This window comes from Yoonia sp. TsM2_T14_4, assembly GCF_049602355.1.
Lineage (GTDB): Bacteria > Pseudomonadota > Alphaproteobacteria > Rhodobacterales > Rhodobacteraceae > Yoonia > Yoonia vestfoldensis_A.
In genome coordinates this window covers 1,305,937-1,322,685 of the sequence record NZ_CP187137.1, presented here as the reverse complement: position 1 = coordinate 1,322,685, position 16,749 = coordinate 1,305,937, and the positions used below count along the sequence as shown (strand labels likewise).

23 protein-coding genes are annotated in these 16,749 nt (G+C 62.4%); all 23 read left to right on the top strand.

All coding sequences use genetic code 11. The features are described from left to right. Positions 1 to 46: 46 nt before the first annotated feature. The 23 genes from ACPF9B_RS06465 (at position 47) to ACPF9B_RS06355 (ending at position 16,682) form a co-directional block, all read left to right on the top strand. Positions 47 to 382 carry a DUF2190 family protein gene (locus ACPF9B_RS06465; RefSeq protein ID WP_424180079.1) on the top strand — a complete coding sequence of 112 codons (336 nt, stop codon included), beginning with the start codon at positions 47 to 49 and terminating at the stop codon, positions 380 to 382. Then, positions 382 to 693, top strand: coding sequence for a head-tail joining protein (locus ACPF9B_RS06460; RefSeq protein WP_424180077.1), 312 nt, complete (start codon positions 382 to 384; stop codon positions 691 to 693). The genes ACPF9B_RS06465 and ACPF9B_RS06460 overlap by 1 nt, the downstream gene beginning before the upstream one ends. Next, complete coding sequence (locus ACPF9B_RS06455) at positions 690 to 1,319, top strand: DUF6441 family protein (RefSeq protein WP_424180075.1); 630 nt, start codon at positions 690 to 692, stop codon at positions 1,317 to 1,319. The genes ACPF9B_RS06460 and ACPF9B_RS06455 overlap by 4 nt, the downstream gene beginning before the upstream one ends. A 203-nt stretch (positions 1,320 to 1,522) precedes the next feature. After that, complete coding sequence (locus ACPF9B_RS06450; protein WP_424180073.1) at positions 1,523 to 1,981, top strand: hypothetical protein; 459 nt, start codon at positions 1,523 to 1,525, stop codon at positions 1,979 to 1,981. Positions 1,982 to 1,993: 12 nt separating this feature from the next. Next, the gene (locus ACPF9B_RS06445; RefSeq protein WP_424180071.1) at positions 1,994 to 2,413 is read left to right on the top strand and encodes an acyl-CoA transferase; all 420 of its coding nucleotides are present in this window, start codon (positions 1,994 to 1,996) and stop codon (positions 2,411 to 2,413) included. A gap of 24 nt (positions 2,414 to 2,437) precedes the next feature. Then, on the top strand, positions 2,438 to 3,379 hold the full coding sequence (locus ACPF9B_RS06440) for a phage tail tube protein (RefSeq protein ID WP_424180069.1): 942 nt from the start codon (positions 2,438 to 2,440) through the stop codon (positions 3,377 to 3,379). 2 nt (positions 3,380 to 3,381) lie between these two features. After that, positions 3,382 to 3,744 carry a hypothetical protein gene (locus ACPF9B_RS06435; protein WP_424180067.1) on the top strand — a complete coding sequence of 121 codons (363 nt, stop codon included), beginning with the start codon at positions 3,382 to 3,384 and terminating at the stop codon, positions 3,742 to 3,744. 197 nt (positions 3,745 to 3,941) lie between these two features. Further along, positions 3,942 to 4,070, top strand: coding sequence for a DUF7697 family protein (locus ACPF9B_RS06430; protein ID WP_424180065.1), 129 nt, complete (start codon positions 3,942 to 3,944; stop codon positions 4,068 to 4,070). Continuing rightward, on the top strand, positions 4,063 to 6,519 hold the full coding sequence (locus ACPF9B_RS06425) for a phage tail tape measure C-terminal domain-containing protein (protein WP_424180063.1): 2,457 nt from the start codon (positions 4,063 to 4,065) through the stop codon (positions 6,517 to 6,519). The genes ACPF9B_RS06430 and ACPF9B_RS06425 overlap by 8 nt, the downstream gene beginning before the upstream one ends. Continuing rightward, positions 6,516 to 7,115 carry a hypothetical protein gene (locus ACPF9B_RS06420; protein WP_424180061.1) on the top strand — a complete coding sequence of 200 codons (600 nt, stop codon included), beginning with the start codon at positions 6,516 to 6,518 and terminating at the stop codon, positions 7,113 to 7,115. Before ACPF9B_RS06425 ends, ACPF9B_RS06420 begins: the two co-directional genes overlap by 4 nt. A 20-nt stretch (positions 7,116 to 7,135) precedes the next feature. Next, positions 7,136 to 7,672 carry a hypothetical protein gene (locus ACPF9B_RS06415; protein WP_424180059.1) on the top strand — a complete coding sequence of 179 codons (537 nt, stop codon included), beginning with the start codon at positions 7,136 to 7,138 and terminating at the stop codon, positions 7,670 to 7,672. After that, positions 7,672 to 8,085 carry a DUF6950 family protein gene (locus tag ACPF9B_RS06410; RefSeq protein ID WP_424180057.1) on the top strand — a complete coding sequence of 138 codons (414 nt, stop codon included), beginning with the start codon at positions 7,672 to 7,674 and terminating at the stop codon, positions 8,083 to 8,085. Before ACPF9B_RS06415 ends, ACPF9B_RS06410 begins: the two co-directional genes overlap by 1 nt. 3 nt (positions 8,086 to 8,088) lie before the next feature. Further along, positions 8,089 to 10,683 carry a host specificity protein J gene (locus ACPF9B_RS06405; RefSeq protein ID WP_424180055.1) on the top strand — a complete coding sequence of 865 codons (2,595 nt, stop codon included), beginning with the start codon at positions 8,089 to 8,091 and terminating at the stop codon, positions 10,681 to 10,683. Further along, a complete protein-coding gene (locus tag ACPF9B_RS06400) occupies positions 10,683 to 10,913 on the top strand; it encodes a hypothetical protein (protein ID WP_424180053.1) in 231 nt (76 codons plus the stop codon). The genes ACPF9B_RS06405 and ACPF9B_RS06400 overlap by 1 nt, the downstream gene beginning before the upstream one ends. Positions 10,914 to 10,952: 39 nt before the next feature. Next, positions 10,953 to 11,264, top strand: coding sequence for a phage holin family protein (locus ACPF9B_RS06395; protein WP_110281147.1), 312 nt, complete (start codon positions 10,953 to 10,955; stop codon positions 11,262 to 11,264). 97 nt (positions 11,265 to 11,361) lie between these two features. After that, positions 11,362 to 12,294 (top strand): TIGR02594 family protein, encoded by a 933-nt coding sequence (locus ACPF9B_RS06390; RefSeq protein ID WP_424180051.1) that lies wholly within the window; start codon positions 11,362 to 11,364, stop codon positions 12,292 to 12,294. A gap of 65 nt (positions 12,295 to 12,359) precedes the next feature. Next, entirely contained in the window at positions 12,360 to 12,548 is a 189-nt protein-coding gene (locus ACPF9B_RS06385; RefSeq protein WP_424180049.1) for a hypothetical protein, read from the top strand. A 135-nt stretch (positions 12,549 to 12,683) separates the two neighbouring features. Further along, positions 12,684 to 13,037: a hypothetical protein gene (locus tag ACPF9B_RS06380; RefSeq protein ID WP_424180047.1), complete on the top strand. Its 354-nt coding sequence runs from the start codon at positions 12,684 to 12,686 to the stop codon at positions 13,035 to 13,037. Continuing rightward, positions 13,034 to 13,240 carry a hypothetical protein gene (locus ACPF9B_RS06375; RefSeq protein ID WP_173486894.1) on the top strand — a complete coding sequence of 69 codons (207 nt, stop codon included), beginning with the start codon at positions 13,034 to 13,036 and terminating at the stop codon, positions 13,238 to 13,240. Before ACPF9B_RS06380 ends, ACPF9B_RS06375 begins: the two co-directional genes overlap by 4 nt. After that, the gene (locus tag ACPF9B_RS06370; protein ID WP_424180045.1) at positions 13,240 to 14,355 is read left to right on the top strand and encodes a head decoration protein; all 1,116 of its coding nucleotides are present in this window, start codon (positions 13,240 to 13,242) and stop codon (positions 14,353 to 14,355) included. Before ACPF9B_RS06375 ends, ACPF9B_RS06370 begins: the two co-directional genes overlap by 1 nt. A gap of 61 nt (positions 14,356 to 14,416) precedes the next feature. Next, a complete protein-coding gene (locus ACPF9B_RS06365) occupies positions 14,417 to 14,707 on the top strand; it encodes a hypothetical protein (protein WP_424180043.1) in 291 nt (96 codons plus the stop codon). Positions 14,708 to 14,710: 3 nt separating this feature from the next. Beyond that, positions 14,711 to 15,490 (top strand): hypothetical protein, encoded by a 780-nt coding sequence (locus ACPF9B_RS06360; RefSeq protein WP_424180041.1) that lies wholly within the window; start codon positions 14,711 to 14,713, stop codon positions 15,488 to 15,490. Between the two features lie 490 nt (positions 15,491 to 15,980). Beyond that, positions 15,981 to 16,682 (top strand): hypothetical protein, encoded by a 702-nt coding sequence (locus tag ACPF9B_RS06355; RefSeq protein ID WP_424180039.1) that lies wholly within the window; start codon positions 15,981 to 15,983, stop codon positions 16,680 to 16,682. Positions 16,683 to 16,749: the final 67 nt, after the last annotated feature.

Below are 16,749 nucleotides of genomic sequence, written 5' to 3'. Positions count from 1 at the left end.
GGCGGTCCAATGGGGCCGCTCGTTTCGTTTTGCAAAGGACCCCGCAATGAAAAACTACGTCCATCCCGGCAACACTATCACCCTGACCGCGCCCTACGCCGTAACGTCCGGCGACGGCCTGCTGGTTGGCTCGATTTTCGGCGTGGCTGCCGGACATGCCGCCAATGCCGAAACCGTTGAGACCGCACTCGTCGGCGTCTTCGATCTAAAGAAGGTCGCGTCCCAAGCCTGGTCTGCCGGTGACAAGGTCTATTGGGACAACACAAACAAGGAAGCCTCAAAAACCGCCACCGGCAATGTGTTGATTGGCGTGGCGACCGAAGCGGTTGCGGCTGGCGCGGCTGACGTGATTGGCCGGGTGCGCCTAAACGCGAGCTTCTGATGACGGCATTTGCTGCAGTCATCGGAACACTGTTCAGCGATCCGAATATTTCTGTCGAGATATGGCATCGTGACGTCGAGGGTCAGTTCACACGGGCCCGTGGAATTCTGCGCCGTCCTGACGAGATCACAGAGTTCGGATCAGCCCGGTTATTCTCTGAGACGACACGCATCGATGTTCAGGTTGCAGATGTCCCGGATCCGCGCCCACAAGAACAGATCCTGATTGGCGAGGAAACGTTCCTGATCCAGGGTGAACCGCGCCGCGACCGCGAGCGGTTGGTCTGGACCATTGAGTTGTGTCCGGCATGAAGCTCGGGCTCGACATCAGCCCTGATCTCGTTGCCGTCACGGCAGCCGAGGTGAAAGCCGGTGAAAAGGCCGTCAGCGCAGCCATGCGTGAAGCTGGCACGGACCTGAAAACCGCATGGCGCGGGCAGATCACGCAAGCAGGCCTCGGTCGGCGATTGTCGAACTCGATCCGGAGCCAGACCTATCCGAGGTCTGGCGAAAGCTTGAAAGCAGCAGCGCTGGTCTGGTCGAAGGCACCCCAAATCATCGGGGCGCATGACACCGGGCCGTTAATTCGCTCGAAGGACGGTTTCTGGCTGGCAATCCCTACGCCTGCAGCAGGTCGTGGCCTGCGCGGTGGTAGGATCACCCCCGGCGAATGGGAGCGGCGGCGCGGACTTCGGCTGCGGTTTGTCTATCGGCGGCGCGGGCCAAGCCTGCTGGTGGCTGATGGTCGGTTGAACAATCGAGGATTAGGCGTGGCATCTCGGTTCAAAACCGGTCGCGGACGCAGCACCGTGCCGATCTTTCTGCTGGTCCCACAAGTGAAGCTCGCGAAACGGCTCAATCTGGCCCGCGACGCTGACCGCGCGCATGGCTCCCTGTCGAGGTTGATCGTGGAAAATTGGGTGATTGGCAGATTGTGACAAGTTCTTCCATCTATTCTCTTGGGTTCACTTGAGGCATCTCTTGTAAAATATCTGCGAACGTCCCTCTATTGCGGAGGAGTCCTGCGGGACAGAGGGCTATGATATAACAAAAAACTCCACCGGGGGGCCACTTGAGTAAAGCAAAAGTACGGTCAATGCAGCGCGGAGCTCAAAAACGGTCAAGCGAACCGTCCATCCGAATGCAGGACATCTACAAGAAACATCCGCCAAAAATCGCAAGTGCCGATAAACCACATTTGGATTTCCTGAGATTTGGTAAGCTTGAGCAGGTCACCAAGATCCAAGCCGTAATTGAGGCGGCAAAGAAAAACGGGATTGGTACGGCCTCAGAAATAAGTCATCTGCTGAACAAGCTTCTGATAAAAACTGCCATTGGAGACAAATGGACTCCTCGTCTAGCTTGGTTTGCCGTGTCTGCCATTAGGTCACATGGTCAAGATCCTGACCGACGAAAAATCGGCCAAGAAATCGGAAACCAACAGCGTTCCGACGCCAAATTCCGCGACTTGGTCAACAGGGTCGTTAAATCGCGCCTCGCAGAAATCAAAGATGAGTTTGAGGCGTCTAAACCCACCCTCGGCGAAGCTTCACCGGAATTGGCGGAGCTCAAGAGGCGTCTAGAGGGGAAAACCACCTGAAGGAACTCAAGTGTGAGCACCCCTCGCGAAACCATCCTCACAGCGCTGCACGCGCGGCTTTCGATATTGCCTGCCACCGCCCTGCGGGGCGACGTGCTGCCTGAGCGTGTGCCGACCGATGGCTTGCTGATCCTGCGCGACGGCGAACCAGGAGAGCCCGATGTCACGCTGTCACCGCTGCGCTACCACTACCAGCACCGCGCCGAGATAGAGACGGTCGTGCAGGGCGCGAACCGTGACGCTGCCTTCGACACACTCTGCGCCAGCATTGGCGCGGTGATCACCGCCGATCGAACATTGGACGGCCTTTGCGACTGGGTGGAGGCGGAAGCACCGCAGCCGGTCGATTTGCCTGTTGAGGGTGCGGCAAGCCTGAAAGCAGCGGTGATCCCAGTAATCCTGTCCTATTCCACGGCTGACCCGCTCAGCTGACCCCGCTAATCTGAGGAGACCACCATGGCACGAGCTCAAGGGGCGCGGGCGCAAATGGCGCTTGCGTTCGAGACCACATATGGCACGCCGCCTGCGAGCGGCTATACCAAGATGCCCTTTGCAAGCACGACGCTGGGGGCTGAACAACCGCTGCAGACATCAGAGCTTCTGGGCTATGGCAGGGATCCGCAGGCGCCGATCAAGGATGCGGTCACGGCGGACGGCAATGTCGTCATGCCTATCGACGCGGAAGCGTTCGGGGTCTGGCTGATGGCAGCATTTGGAGCGCCCACAACCACCGGCGCGGAGGCCCCCTACACGCACGAGTTCCGCTCAGGAAACTGGGCGCTGCCGTCTTTCTCGGTCGAGACCGGGATGCCCGAGGTGCCCCGCTTTGCGATGTATGCCGGCTGCATGGTCGACAGCCTCAACTGGCAAATGGCGCGATCAGGCTTGCTGACAGCAACGGCCAGCATTGTGGCCCAGGGCGAGGAGATCGCCACGACCAGTGCGGCAGGGACGCCTTCCAATATCGCGCTGAAGCGCTTCGGGCACTTCAACGGGGCCATCACGCGAAACGGTTTGAGCATCGGGAACGTGGTCTCCGCCGACCTGACTTATGCCAACAATCTTGACCGCATCGAGACGATCCGGGCGGATGGCAAGATCGACGGTGCGGACCCGTCTATTTCGGCGCTGACAGGAAATATCGTCGTGCGTTTCGCCGATCAGACGCTGGTGACCCAGGCAATCAATGGCGAGGCTTGCGAACTTGAATTCTCCTACACGCTGCCAACGGGCGAGAGCGTGACCCTCACGGCCCATGCCGTCTATCTCCCCCGACCCCGGATCGAGATCTCCGGCCCACAAGGCGTGCAAGCAACCTTCGACTGGCAGGCAGCCAGCGATCCAGGTCTTGGCCGGATGTGCACTGTGACCATTACAAATGACCGCGAGGTTTACTGACCATGCTACGCTTAAATCTCTCTACTGAGCCGCGCTGGCTCGACTTGGGTCACGGCGTCCGCCTTCTGGTGGAGCCGCTGACCACCGCCATCATGTTGGCCGCGCGCAGCGATCCAACCATTGCGGGTGCAGCGGCGGATGCTGAAATCAGCGCCTCCAACGACGACCTTGCGCGTATCGTGGCCAAAGCCGTCGCGCGCATCGTTGTGAAGGACTGGGAGGGCGTCGGAGACGAGGACGGCAAGCCCCTTCCTCTGACCCCTGAGGGGATCGACGCGCTTTTGGAACTCTGGCCGATCTTTGAGGCCTTCCAGACCAAATACATCGCAGGCGCGCTCATTCTGGATGCGGAAAAAAACGCCTGACCGCTCTCGCCGACTGGGAGTTCGGCGGGGGCGGTGAGTATTGCACAGCGTGTCCCTCTGTTTGCGCGGAATGCCCGCGCAGCCTGCATGCGCCATGTACGCTCGAAGGCTGGCAGATCTGGGATCTCGTCCAGCGCCTCGGCGGACAGGTGCGCGTTGCCGGCGGCATGAGCGGCGGCGCTGTCCACGGTTGGGATATGGCTGCTGCCCTGCAACTCGGCATAGCCCTCGGGCTCTCTCCCATGATCATCGCAGAACTCCTGCCGCCCATTGAGGCGGTGATGGTGCGCAAAACCAACCAAGAGATTGAACACAACCATGGCTGAAAAACGTGTCTCCGTCCGGCTCTCTGCGACCGGCGGACGCCAAGTGCGTGCCGAGCTGGAAGGTGTGGGCGAGGCAGGCACCCGCGGGATGGGACGATTGTCGCGCGAGCTGGACCAAGCCAATGCGCGGATGGCCGCTTTTGCGCGCCGTGCTCGGATCGCGGCGACGGCTGCGGCCACGGCTCTCGCGGGTGCTGTCGTTGCGATGACCCGCTCGACGGTGGCTGCGGCCAATGAGATTGGCCAGCTCTCCCAAGTGGCCAATGCCAACCCGGAGCTGTTCCAACGCTGGGCGGCGGCCTCCGCCACAGTGGGCATTGAGCAAGAAAAGCTCGCCGATATCCTGAAGGATGTGAACGACCGCGTGGGGGATTTCCTGCAAACGGGCGGTGGGCCGATGGCGGATTTCTTCGAGAACATCGCACCGCGCGTGGGCGTAACGGCGGATCAGTTCGCCCGCCTCTCGGGACCGGAAGCGCTGCAACTCTATGTCGATAGCCTCGAGCGCGCAGGCGTCAGCCAGCAGGAGATGACCTTCTATCTCGAAGCCATGGCGTCCGATACGACGCGGCTGATCCCGCTTTTGCAAAACGGCGGCGCAGAGATGACAAGGCTTGGAGCGCAAGCCCAGGCGCTTGGCGCCGTTTTGGATACTGACGCCATCGCCGCGATGCGCCGCTCTGAACTGGCGCTGATCAGCATTGGTCAGGTGTTTACGGGCGTGCGCAACCGGATTGCAGTGGCGCTTGCTCCGTCTCTGGAGGCGGTGGCCAATGCTTTTGTCGCGCTGGCCTCTTCCACCAGCCCGATCAGCCGGGCCTTTGATGCTGTTCTGGCCAATCTTGACCGGTTGGCGATTTACGCAGGCACCTTTGCCACGTTCCTCGCCGGTCGCTGGGTGGCGGCGATGGCGGCTGCGGCACTCTCAGTGCGCGGGCTGGCAACGACGCTGGTGGTTCTGAAAGGCGCGTTAATCCGCACTGGCATTGGCGCACTGATCGTGGGCGCAGCCGAGCTGGTCTATTGGTTCATGCGGCTTGCCTCTGGCGCGGGCGGCTTTGGCGAGGCGATGCGCCTCCTGAAGGATGTCGCTGTCGAGGTCTGGGACCGGATCAAGATGGGCGCAGCGGCTGCCGGCGCGCGCGCCACGGCGATGTTTTACGACCTGAAAGCCGATGCTGCGACCGGCATGGCGGGCGCGATTGAAAGTGTGGTCGTCTTTGGTAACGCCACAGCGAATACGTTTGAGGGGGCACTACTCGCCGTCCGCGAAATCTGGTCGCGCCTGCCAGCCGTGATTGGCGATCTTGTTTACGCCGCGGCAAACCGCATGCTCGATGGCATTGAAGCGATGCTGAATGGCGCGATCGCCCGGATTGATGCCTTTACGGGCAAGATCCGCGATGCGCTGGCGGCTGTGGGCATCGAGACCACCTTCGGCGAGATTGGCGAGATCAGTCTTGGTGATATCGAAAATCCCTTCGCTGGTGCTTCGGCGGATGCAGGGAGTGCTGCAGCTGATGCGTTCCGGCGTGCCTTCGCGGATAATCCACTCACAGCGCCCGACCTTGGACTTGATGGAACTGCAGCCGAGGCACTGGCCACCGCGAACACCTACCGGCAGGCCGCCTCCGATTTGGCAGCTGGAGCCACGGCCCCGCTCGCCAGCTGGGCTGCTTTGCGCGATGCTGTTGCGGGCACCGGCGAGGACGGCGCTGCAGCTCTTGATGACGCGACGGCTTCCGCGGACCGCCTGGCAGGCGCTATGGCCCAGGCCGGAGATGCTGTGGGCGGCGGCGGGTCTGGTGGCGGCGCTGCAGAGAGAATTGTGACCGGCTGGCGCGCCGTCTCGGAAGCCCTGAATTCTTATGCCACGGATGCCCTCAACTGGGGCAAAGGCCTTGGCGAAACGCTGACCAGCGCCTTTTCCGGCGCTGAGAGCGCCTTCCGCAGCTTTGTGGAAACCGGCAAGCTCGACTTCAAGGGGCTGGTGCGCTCGATCCTTGCGGACCTGGCCGTCTTGGCCTTCAAGAATGCGGTGTTGGGACCCATTGCCAATGCGCTCGGAGGTGTCTTTGGCGGCGGCTCTGTTGCTGCAGCGGTCTCCCATGCCGGCGGCATGGTTGGGATCTCCGGTCATACACGCGCCGTGCCCGCAGCTGTCTTTACCGCGGCCCCCCGCATGCACACCGGCGGTTGGGCAGGCCTGCGCCCCGATGAAGTGCCCACCATCTTGCAGCGCGGCGAGCGGGTGCTGTCCCGGGCTGAGGTTGCCCGCGGCGGAGGTGGCGCTATTCCTGTGGCCATAAATCTCAATGTGGATGCCCGCGGCGCGCAAATGGGCGTGGCCGAACAGATCGCGGCGGTGATGCGCGGTGCACAGCCGGAATTTGAACGCATTGCGGTGGCGGCCGTCGGCAATGCCATGCGGCGGGGACGCATGGCATGAGCATCATTGTGGAACTGCCGCGCACCTGGGTGGCCGGCATTGAGCGGCGCTTGGTGACCGCCACCAGCCAAACGCAGTCGCCCTTTACCGGGACGACGGAAGTGCAGGATTGGGGTGGCGAATGGTGGGAATATGACATTGAGTTTGCTGCGCAATCCGGACCGCTGGCGCGCTCTGTGTCGGCCGCACTCACGGCCCTTGGCTCTGGCCGGGGTCTGCTGCTGTTTGCCGATCCGTCCATTGAGCCAAAAGGGCTGTCGCAACCGGTCACGCTGGCGGCCCCCATCACAGGCGGCAATGTCGTGCAAACGCAGGGCTGGCCACCGGGACTGACCGCTGTGGCCTCGGGGGACTTTGTGTCGATCGGCACCGCGCGCGACACACGGCTGCACCAGATCGCCTTTGATGTCACAGCGGACATCAATGGACTGGCAACACTGACACTCTTTCCGGCCATTCGCAGCGCACTGCCGGCCAACACCCCGTTGGAGGTGAACAGTCCGCAGGTGCTGCTGCGCCCCACGAGTGCGGTGCCAACCCGTATTGAACGTGCAGCCCGCCACCGGTTCACCCTGTCAGCCCGCGAGGCGCTATGAGCCGGGATATCACAAATGGCATGGCCACAGCGCTCGATTGTGCTGAGCTGCAGCCTGCGATCTTTTTTGAAGGGGAATTCCCGTCGGGCATGGTGCGGATCTGGACCGGTCCGGGGCCGATGGATTGGGATGGCAAGACCTGGACCGGCGTCGGCGTGCTTCTTGGACTTGGCGCGCTTGAAGAAACCTCTGATGTTGTGGCCTCGGGAACGACGGTCTCGCTCTCGGGCGTGCCCCTGGATCTGGTGGGGCTTGCCATTGACGAAGCGCGCCAGGGTCAGGCGGGGCGCATCTGGCTGGCGCTGCTCACCGAGGAGCGGACAGTCATCGCTGACCCCGTGCAGGCCTTTACCGGCCGTCTTGATGTGCCGGAACTGCAAGAGGACGGGCAGAGCTGCCGGATCACGATCAGCTATGAAAGCCGGCTCATTGATCTGAGCGTGCCGCGCAACTGGCGCTACACCCATGAAAGCCAACAGGTCCTGCACCCGGGCGATCGTGGGTTTGAGCATGTCACGGCCATTCAAGATCAGGAAATCACCTGGGGGCGCGGTTGATGAAACAGAACCGCGTGCCCCATTGGGAGCAGGTCCTGGCGGACGCGATCCAGCAGGCCTGCGCGCGCCCCTTCGCTTGGGGCCAGCATGATTGCGCGACCTGGGCCTTTGATCTGCACCGCGACCTGACCGATGGCCCGGACCATGCCGCACTTTGGCGGGGGCGGTATCGCACATCGATGGGCTGCGGGCGGGTGTTGCGCCGTCTTGGCTGGACAAGCCTTGAACAAGGTGGGCGCGCCTTATTGGGCGCACCACTTGATAATGTGCGCCTCGCACAACGCGGCGATCTGATTTTGGGCGGTGAGCCAGAAGCCTTTGGCGTCGTCATCGGCGCCAAGGCCGCTTTTGTGGCACCTGACGGTCTGGTGCGCCTGCCGCTCTCTGTTTGTCGTCTCGCCTGGAGGACGTAGATAATGCCCCCAGTGGTTCTTGGTGCTGTCGCCCTCGGGGGTGCGGCCATTGCAGCAGGCGGTGTGGCCGCGGCATTTGCGGCGACGGGTCTGGTCGGCTTTGCCGCCCAGTTCGGGGCGTCGATGCTGCTCTCGGCGGCGGCCCAAGCGCTCATGCCCACACCGAGCCTGGGCCAGATGGAAATGAAGGCTCGCACGGTGACGGTGCGCGAGCCAGTGATGCCCCGCGAAATGGTCTACGGCCGCACCCGCAAGGGCGGTGTGATTGTCTTCCTGCATTCCACGGGGGCGAAGGACAAAGACCTGCACCTGGTGGTCGTGCTGGCGGCCCACCGCGTCAAATCCATCGGCGCCATTTATTTTGAGGGCGAGGAAGCGGTTGATGCGTCAGGGGCGGCCCAGGGCCGTTGGGCGGGCAAGGTTGCTGTCGAAAAGCGCCTCGGGGCTGATGACCAGACGGCCTTTGCGGGGCTGATTGCAGCAGCGCCCGAGCATTGGACGGATGCCCACCGCCTTGCGGGCTGTGCGGCGATCTATCTGCGGCTCACCTATGATGTGGATGCCTTTCCAGGGGGCATTCCCAACATCACTGTGGATATCGAGGGCAAGGCCGACATCCTCGATCCACGGACGGGTCAGGAGGGTTACACGGACAATGCGGCGCTTTGTGTGGCCGATTACATGGCACATCCGACCTATGGCATCGGGGCTGTCATCGGAGGTGCGGATGGGATCGAGACCGACAGTCTGATTGAGGCCGCCAATATCTGCGATGAAGCTGTGCTGCTGGCTGCAGGTGGCAGCGAGCCGCGCTATACCTGTAATGGTGTGGTCTCGCTCTCGGAAACGCCCAAAACCATTATCGAAGCGATGCTGACAGCCATGGCAGGCCGCTGCATCTGGCAGGCGGGCCAGTGGCGGATGCGGGCGGGGGCCTACCGGGTGCCAGAAACCACGATTACGGCAGATGATGTCCGCGAGGGCGGCATGACGCTGACCACGCGGCAAAGCAGGGCGTCGAATTTTAATGCGGTGCGCGGCCAGTTCGTCAGTCCTGAAAACAGCTGGCAGCCTGATGACTTCCCGGCCTATGCCAGTGAAGCCTACCGTTTGGAGGACAATGGCGAGCGGGTCTGGCGGGATATCTCGCTGCCCTTCACGATCTCCGCGTCCATGGCGCAGCGGCTGGCCAAGATCACGCTGGAGCGCGCACGCCGGCAAATGCGCCTGAAGGTGGCGGGCAAGCTGAAGGCCTGGCGGGTTGCCGCCGGAGAAACCACATATGTGCGCTATGATCGCTGGGGCTTTGGCGGCGCGGATTTGCCTGTGGGCAAGCCCTTTGAGGTTGAAGCAGTGCGGCTGGATCTGACACAAGTTGGACCGGGCCCGCGTCTGGCGCCAGAACTCCTCCTGCGGGAAACCTCTCCCCTCATTTACGACTGGGATGCCTCGGAAGAGCAGATTTATGCGGCAGCACCACGCACGACGTTGCCCTCGGCCTTTGACATCGCGCCACCGGGTGCGCCGCAGATCACAGAGGAGCTTTATGTGACCCGCGACGGCTCGGCGGTCAAAGTCCTGGCGCGGATCGCCTGGGAGCCCGCGGCCTCGGGGTTTGTCGACACCTATCAGGTGGAGACCCGCCGCGATGGCGGTGACTGGCTGGATCGCGGTCGCACCTCTGGGACGGTGATGGAGTTGCGCGACATCCAGCCAGGTCAATGGGACGTGCGGATTAAAGCGATCTCGGTTTTGGGGGTCTCGTCAGCGTGGCGCGAGGGGGCTTTGGAGATCGTGGGTCTTACGGCGCCACCGGCAGCCCTGACGGGGCTGACGATCCAGTCTGCAGGCGGTCTTGCCGTGCTGAAATGGCAGCGCTCGGTTGATGTGGATGTGCGCGTGGGTGGCAATGTCATTATCCGCCACAGCAAGGAAAGGACCGCCACCTGGGCCAACTCCACGCTGATGGACCGCGTCTCGGGCGGCGAGGCCATTGCGGTCGTGCCGCTTAAGCCTGGAACCTATCTGCTGCGTGCCGAGGACAGCGAGGGCCGGATTGGTCCTGTCAGTACGGTGAGCACAAAGGGCGTGCAGATCCTGAGCTTTGCCCAGCTGAATACGCTGGCGGCCGAGCCAGGCTTCCCCGGCCTGAAAACCGGTCTGGTGGCGACTGCCGGTACGTTGAAACTGCAAACCGGAACGGATGTGGCAGGTTCACCCGTCGTGCTGGCGGCCGAAGGTCTTTATCAGTTCGAGAGCCTGCTCGATTTTGGGGCGCTCAAGCGGGTGCGGCTGCGCTCGGATATCCTGGTCGGGGCCTCGGCCCTGTCGGATTACATCGATGACCGCATGACACCGATAGATAGCTGGGCTGACTTTGATGGCTCCGAGGGCGCGGATATCGACGTGGTGCTTGAGGTGCGGGAAACCGATGACGATCCCACGGGTGCCAACCCTGTCTGGGGACCTTGGGGCCGGATCGACAACAGCGAGATCGAGGCCCATGCCGTTGAGGCGCGGGCCTGGCTGAGAACCAGTGATCCAGCCTTTACGCCGATCGTCTCGGAATTGCGGCTCATAGCGGATGAGGTGGTTTAATGGCTCAGGCCCCAAGCTTTGTGATCATCAACGACAATGGGGCAGCTGTGCGCGCCCAGATCAACCAGATTGTTGCCGCTCTGCGCTCCACCAACAGCGGGGCGGTAGAACCTGCGGCCACCGCGCCTGGCATGCTGTGGCTCGATACCAGCACCACACCGCCGACGCTCAAGCTGCGCAATCTGGCCGATGCCGCCTTTGAGCCGCTGCTCGATGGTGGCGAATACTGACCGACACCACGAAATAAAAAACGACCACGGGAGGGGCCCATGACCGAGCCGGGCTTTTTAGAAACGTTGAACAGCCTGTTTGGCGGGGCGGTGACCACGCTGATCGGCGCATTTACGGGGCGGCTGATGTATCACTCGGGTGAGGTCAAGCTGGGTCGGCGGCGGTTTTTTGGCAAGGAGCTCTTGTGGGAAATCCCCGTGGCCATCGGCATGGCCATCATTGGCGAGGCCATCGCAAGCCACTTTGATCTTGGCCAGCCGGTGCGCACGGGGCTTGTGGCCACGCTGGCATATTTGGGACCACGCGGTGCGGAGGCCCTGATGACAGCCTGGCTCTGCCGCAAGAAGTAAGCCACGCCCCACAAAACTGAACACAACCAAGAACACGACCACAAACATCAAGCGCTGCTCCTCGGGGCGGCGCTTTCCATTTGCATGGGAGAGCATCATGACACCTTTTGAGATTGCTCGCGGATATATCGGCACCACCGAGGGCCCAGGCCCCGCAAACAACCCCACCGTTATGGAGATGTACGCTTCGGTTGGTCATGATTGGGTGGAGCACGACAGCGTTGCATGGTGTGCGGCATTCGTCGGGCATTGCCTGGAGAAGGCCGGCATTCGCTCAACGCGCAAGCTGACGGCGCGGTCTTATCTCGATTGGGGCGTGCCCGTAGAGACCGCGGATGCGCAGCCCGGTGATATCGGGGTGATCCCGCGAGGGTCTTCGAACTGGCAGGGGCATGTGTTCTTCATTGACCGGATTGAGGGGGCCTGGGTTTGGGGTCTTGGCGGCAATCAGTCTGATGCGGTGAATGTGAAACGCTATCCCATCTCGAAGCTCCTTGGCGTGCGGCGGGCTGGGAATGTCGTGGCCTCAGCGACGATGTCCGTCAAGACAGTACAGCACCGCTTGAAGGAACTCGGGTATCACGAGGTCGGCAGCATCGACGGGATCATCGGTCCACGCACGCGGGCTGCAATCCTGGCGTTCCGCGATGACGCGGCCCTGCCGCTAGTGCCCATCATTGATGTGGCGCTGGAAGATGCGCTGGAGCATGCCGCACCGCGCGAGGTCGCACCTGCGCGCGCCATGGGCAGCCCCCAGCAAAGCCGCATTGTTGCTGCCGCCAATGCGCAAATAGGCCTCGGAGTTCTGGGGGCTGCAGGGTCCATCACCTCTCAGATCGCACCAGCATTGCGAGAGGCCGAACAGGCCCGCGACACAGCCTCCCGGATCTTCGTGCTTGCCGGTCTTGAGGCGTGGCTCGCCGTGGCCTTGCCATGGATCGGGATGGCGATGTTTATCGGTGTTATTCTCTATGCGCTAAAGGCACGCTCCGCCCGCATTGAAGATCACCGGACAGGACGCACGCCATGATCGGCGTTGTCCGCGCACTCCTGACCAGCCTTGGCAGACGGGCTGTCTTTTACGGCGCCATTGTTTTGGCCGTGATCGTCGCTTTTTGGATCGCCTTCCGCCAGGGGCGCCAAGCCGCAGCGGCGCGTTTTGCCATCCGCCGTGCCGATGCGCGCGTCAAATCCATGCAAACCTCAAAGGACATCCGCCATGACGTGCAAAACGCTGACCGCGCTGATCTTGAGCGCAGGGCTCACCGCTGGATGCGCGATTGATCCGGGCGTGATGTATGAGGATTGCGACTGGGCAGAGCCTATCCGCCCGTCGCGTCATGATGTTTTGAGTGACCAAACTCTTGCGCAGATCGTGGCACATAACGAGGTCGGCGCGCGGCTGTGCGGGTGGCGCTCATGACAACCACCACTGTCACGGAGGGCCCGGCCGTGCTGATCGGCTACGCGTGGCGGCTGCAGATTGAGGCGGAAGCACCGGTCTTTGCCGAGGGTGCAAGTTATGCAGGGCAGATCCGGGAACGCCCGAATGCCGCCGAGGTCTTGGCCACGCTCACCAGTGCCGATCATGGTGTCATGCGGATCAGCGACACGGTTCTGGAACTGGCGCTACGTCCCGAGCAAACTGTAGGTCTCCCGCCCGGGCGTGTCGTTCTGGATCTGGTGCGCACCGATCTCGCGCCCGATCTGCATCTGGGCTTTCTCCTGGAGCTGCCGGTCATCCTGCCGGTGACGCGGGGGCTTGTCCCATGAGTGCCGCCATCTCGCAAACAGGACCGATTACCATCACCGCCCCCATCAAGGTCAGGGTGGTCACCGGGCCATTGCGCATCCGCCTTGGCGGCCAGCCAGGCCCGGAGGGCAAGGTCGGTCCCCCCGGTGACAAAGGCGATCAGGGCGATCCCGGCATCACCATCCTGCCCACAAACACACCTATCAATGGAGGCTTCTTCTGATGGCCAATACGATCCAGTTCAAACGTCGCCAGGCCGGCAATGCCGGCGCGCCAGCCGCGCTCAAATCCGGCGAAGTGGCCCACAACGAGGTCGACGACACGCTCTATATCGGCAAAGGCGATGATGGGAGCGGCAATGCGACCGCCATCGTGCCGCTGGCAGGTGTTGGCGGGTTTGTCGCCCGCGTGGGCAGCCAGACGATTGGTGGCGCAAAGACTTTTTCTCTGGTGCCCAAGTCGAGCCAGGACGCCAGCAGCAGCACCGATCTCGTGCGCAAGTCGCAGTTCGATGCGGGGCTTGCGGGCAAAGCGGCGGCAACACACGCGCATGCCATCTCGGAGGTGAGCGGGTTGCAGGCTACGCTTGATGGGAAAGCTGCTGATGGGCACGGCCACGGCATCGCCGATGTCACGGGGTTGCAGGCGGCGTTGAACGTAAAAGCGCCCCTGACATCACCAGCACTCACCGGCACGCCCACAGCGCCGACGGCCACGGGCGGGACAAATACAACCCAGCTGGCTACGACGGCCTTTGTGCAAACTGCACTGGCAGGCTTTAGTGCGGGCGACATGCTCAAATCCGCCTATGACGCGGATAATGACGGAAAGGTCGACGCGGCTGAGGTGGCAGACAGCGTGCCTTGGGCAGGTGTCACCGGCAAACCCTCCACCTTTGCACCCGCAGCGCATAGCCATGCCATCTCGCAGGTCACCGGCCTACAAGCCGCGATTGACGGGAAAGCTGGACTAGCCTCGCCTGCCTTTACCGGCACGCCGAGCGCACCCACTGCAACCAGCGGCACCAACACGACCCAGATTGCAAGCACCGCCTTTGTTCAGGCAGCGATCGGCGCACTGATTGATGCAGCCCCTGGCGCGCTGAACACCTTGAACGAGTTGGCCGCTGCCTTGGGCGATGATCCCAACTTTGCCACCACGGTGACCAATGGGCTGGCCGGCAAGCTGACTGCGACCGCAAACCTTGCAGACCTGCCCAATAAGGGCACGGCGCGGTCCAATCTGGGGCTGGGCTCTCTTGCGACGCAAGCGGCAAACGCAGTCGCCATCACCGGCGGAAGCATTACCGGCATCTCGCTTGATGGCGGCACCTTCTAAGCCCCTGCTTTGCGTTCCAAGTCATCCGTCCCTCACATGAGGCTCAACCCCAGGAGGTCCCATGGCCAGCACAATCCGTCTGAAACGATCCGCCATCGCCACAAAGGTGCCAACCACGGCGCAGCTGGATCTGGGCGAGTTGGCAGTCAACACCCGCGACGGCAAATTGTTCCTCAAACGCGCGGACGGCAGCGAAGAGATCGTCGAGGTCGGCGCCCGTTGGGGTGCGTTTACGGCCCATGCCGCGGGAGCAAGCCTGACCTTCCGCTACAACGGCGTTGACGTGATGACGCTCGACGGCACTGGCAATCTGACAGTGCTGGGCGATGTCACCGCTTTTGGGAGCCCGTAAACCATGGCGCTTCCACTGACAGGTCCGATCTCGCTCAGCCAGATAAACACCGAGCTTGGCCGCGCCACTGGTACTACGATCTCGCTTGGGGACGCAGAGGTGCGCGGGCTGGCGGGCGTGGCCTCTGGTGCTATCGGGCTCGGCGCTCTGCGCGGTAAATCTGCCCAGTTCACACATACGATCACCAGCCATCAGCAGGAGCTGAACCTGCACACGTATCTGCAGGGGCAAGGCTGGGATGGCACGAGTAAGGTCGAGGTAACAGTCGCCGCAGGCATCTACATCTGGTCGGATAACACCACGATCCCGGCGCTCGACATGGGCGGGGCCTTCCCTGGCGGGCTGACGCTGGTCAATCGTAGTTTTATCATGGGGAAAGGTGGCGACGGAGGCTATCAGCTTGCCGACCGCACCAGCTATGTCGCACCGACGTCAGGTGGTCCGGCGATTGGTCTGACCGGCCCGATCACCATTGATAATGCCGCAGGGTATATTGGCGGCGGCGGCGGTGGCGGTGCCGCGGCAACCGGCAGCCCCATCGCGATCCTCAATAGCCCATCGCACAGCCCCGGTGGCGGCGGTGCGGGTGGTGGGCGCGGCGGGGCCATGCCTTACGGCAATACATCAAGTCTTGTAATGGGCGCCTTTGGTCTCGGTGGTGCGATCGGCCAGCAGGGTTCAGTGGCCACGAATTCGAACAACTGGGCTGGCGCAACCATTCCAAGCCACGGCGGAGCCGGTGGTGCAGGCGGCGCCGGTGCCACAGCTGGCGGCGGTATTTAGGAGGATAAAACATGGGAAGTGGTAGTGGCGGTGGTCCGCTCAAAATTGGCGGCATATCCGGTCAGGGTGGCGGGCGTATTCTGCCAGGGACCGGCGGCAGTGTCGGGGAGCTGATCCTCAACGCTAACCGGATTGACGTCACGGCCAACGTGGCGCCAAGTCAGCCGGATTATCGACCGGCCCCACCCTATGGGTCCACATTTGATACATACTTCGCAGCGCCGGGTGGCGGGCCCGGACAACCCGGCAAGGGCGATGCCTTTGCGGTTTATACATTTGTGAATGCCAATGACGGCACGACATCTCCGGTGACATCTACGTCTGGTGGCGGCGGTGGATGGGGCGCCGCAGGTGGGTCTGGAACGCAAACAATTGATTTTGCCACCCAGAAAGGCGGCAATCCCGGCGCTGCCGGTGGAAAGGCCATCAAAACAAACGGGCATGCCGTCACCTGGCTGGGCGGGTCAGATCGGGCATATGGAGCAATCGGATGAAAACGTCCCTACAGTTCTTCAAAGACATGGGCGTCTGTGACGGCGCCTACGCAGTGCTAGCGCGCGTGTTTGGGCAGGCCGGCGTGACCGAGTTTGACTATGCCCAAGGGTACGAAGTCATGCTGAGTATGATGGACCAGCTTGAGGTCGACGCTGCCCAAAGCGGTGAACCTGGCCATGACACCGCCGAGGGCTGGCTGCAGTGGTGCTATGAGCTGCGCAACCGTCCCGAGGCCATCATGTATTTTGGGGATCATATTCCAGAGAACCTGTTCCGCACAGCGGACGGGCATCTGCACGAGACGCTGGAAGCAGCGCGCGATCATGATCGGCGTCGCTACGCCGGATTGCGCAGTGACCATGCCGCGGCGCGCGTGATCAACGGGGTGCGGTTTGGCGAGAGCGGTGTTGAAACTTGGGAGGTGGTGGATCCAGCGCATGATGATCTGGTGGGCTTTGATGCCTTCATCTGGCATGACAGTACCACGGGGTTGAACCATCGGACCGACAGCGCGGCGGAGGCCATGGCGTTCAACGCCGCGCAGGCCGAGATTCTTGATGCGATTGATGCTGCAGAGCGAGCAGCGCGGGTTGAGCGCAGGGTCACAGACGAAAGCGGGGTGTTCTCGGTCTGGGTCGTCGCCAAGAATGGCAGTTCAATGCCGGATGCTGGAGACGGCGGCTCGGCGTCTTCGTAATCGGGGCGAGTTGGTTGACCGGCTGCGCGACGGCGGGTTTTGAAGCGAACGGCGTGGCTGTATGTTC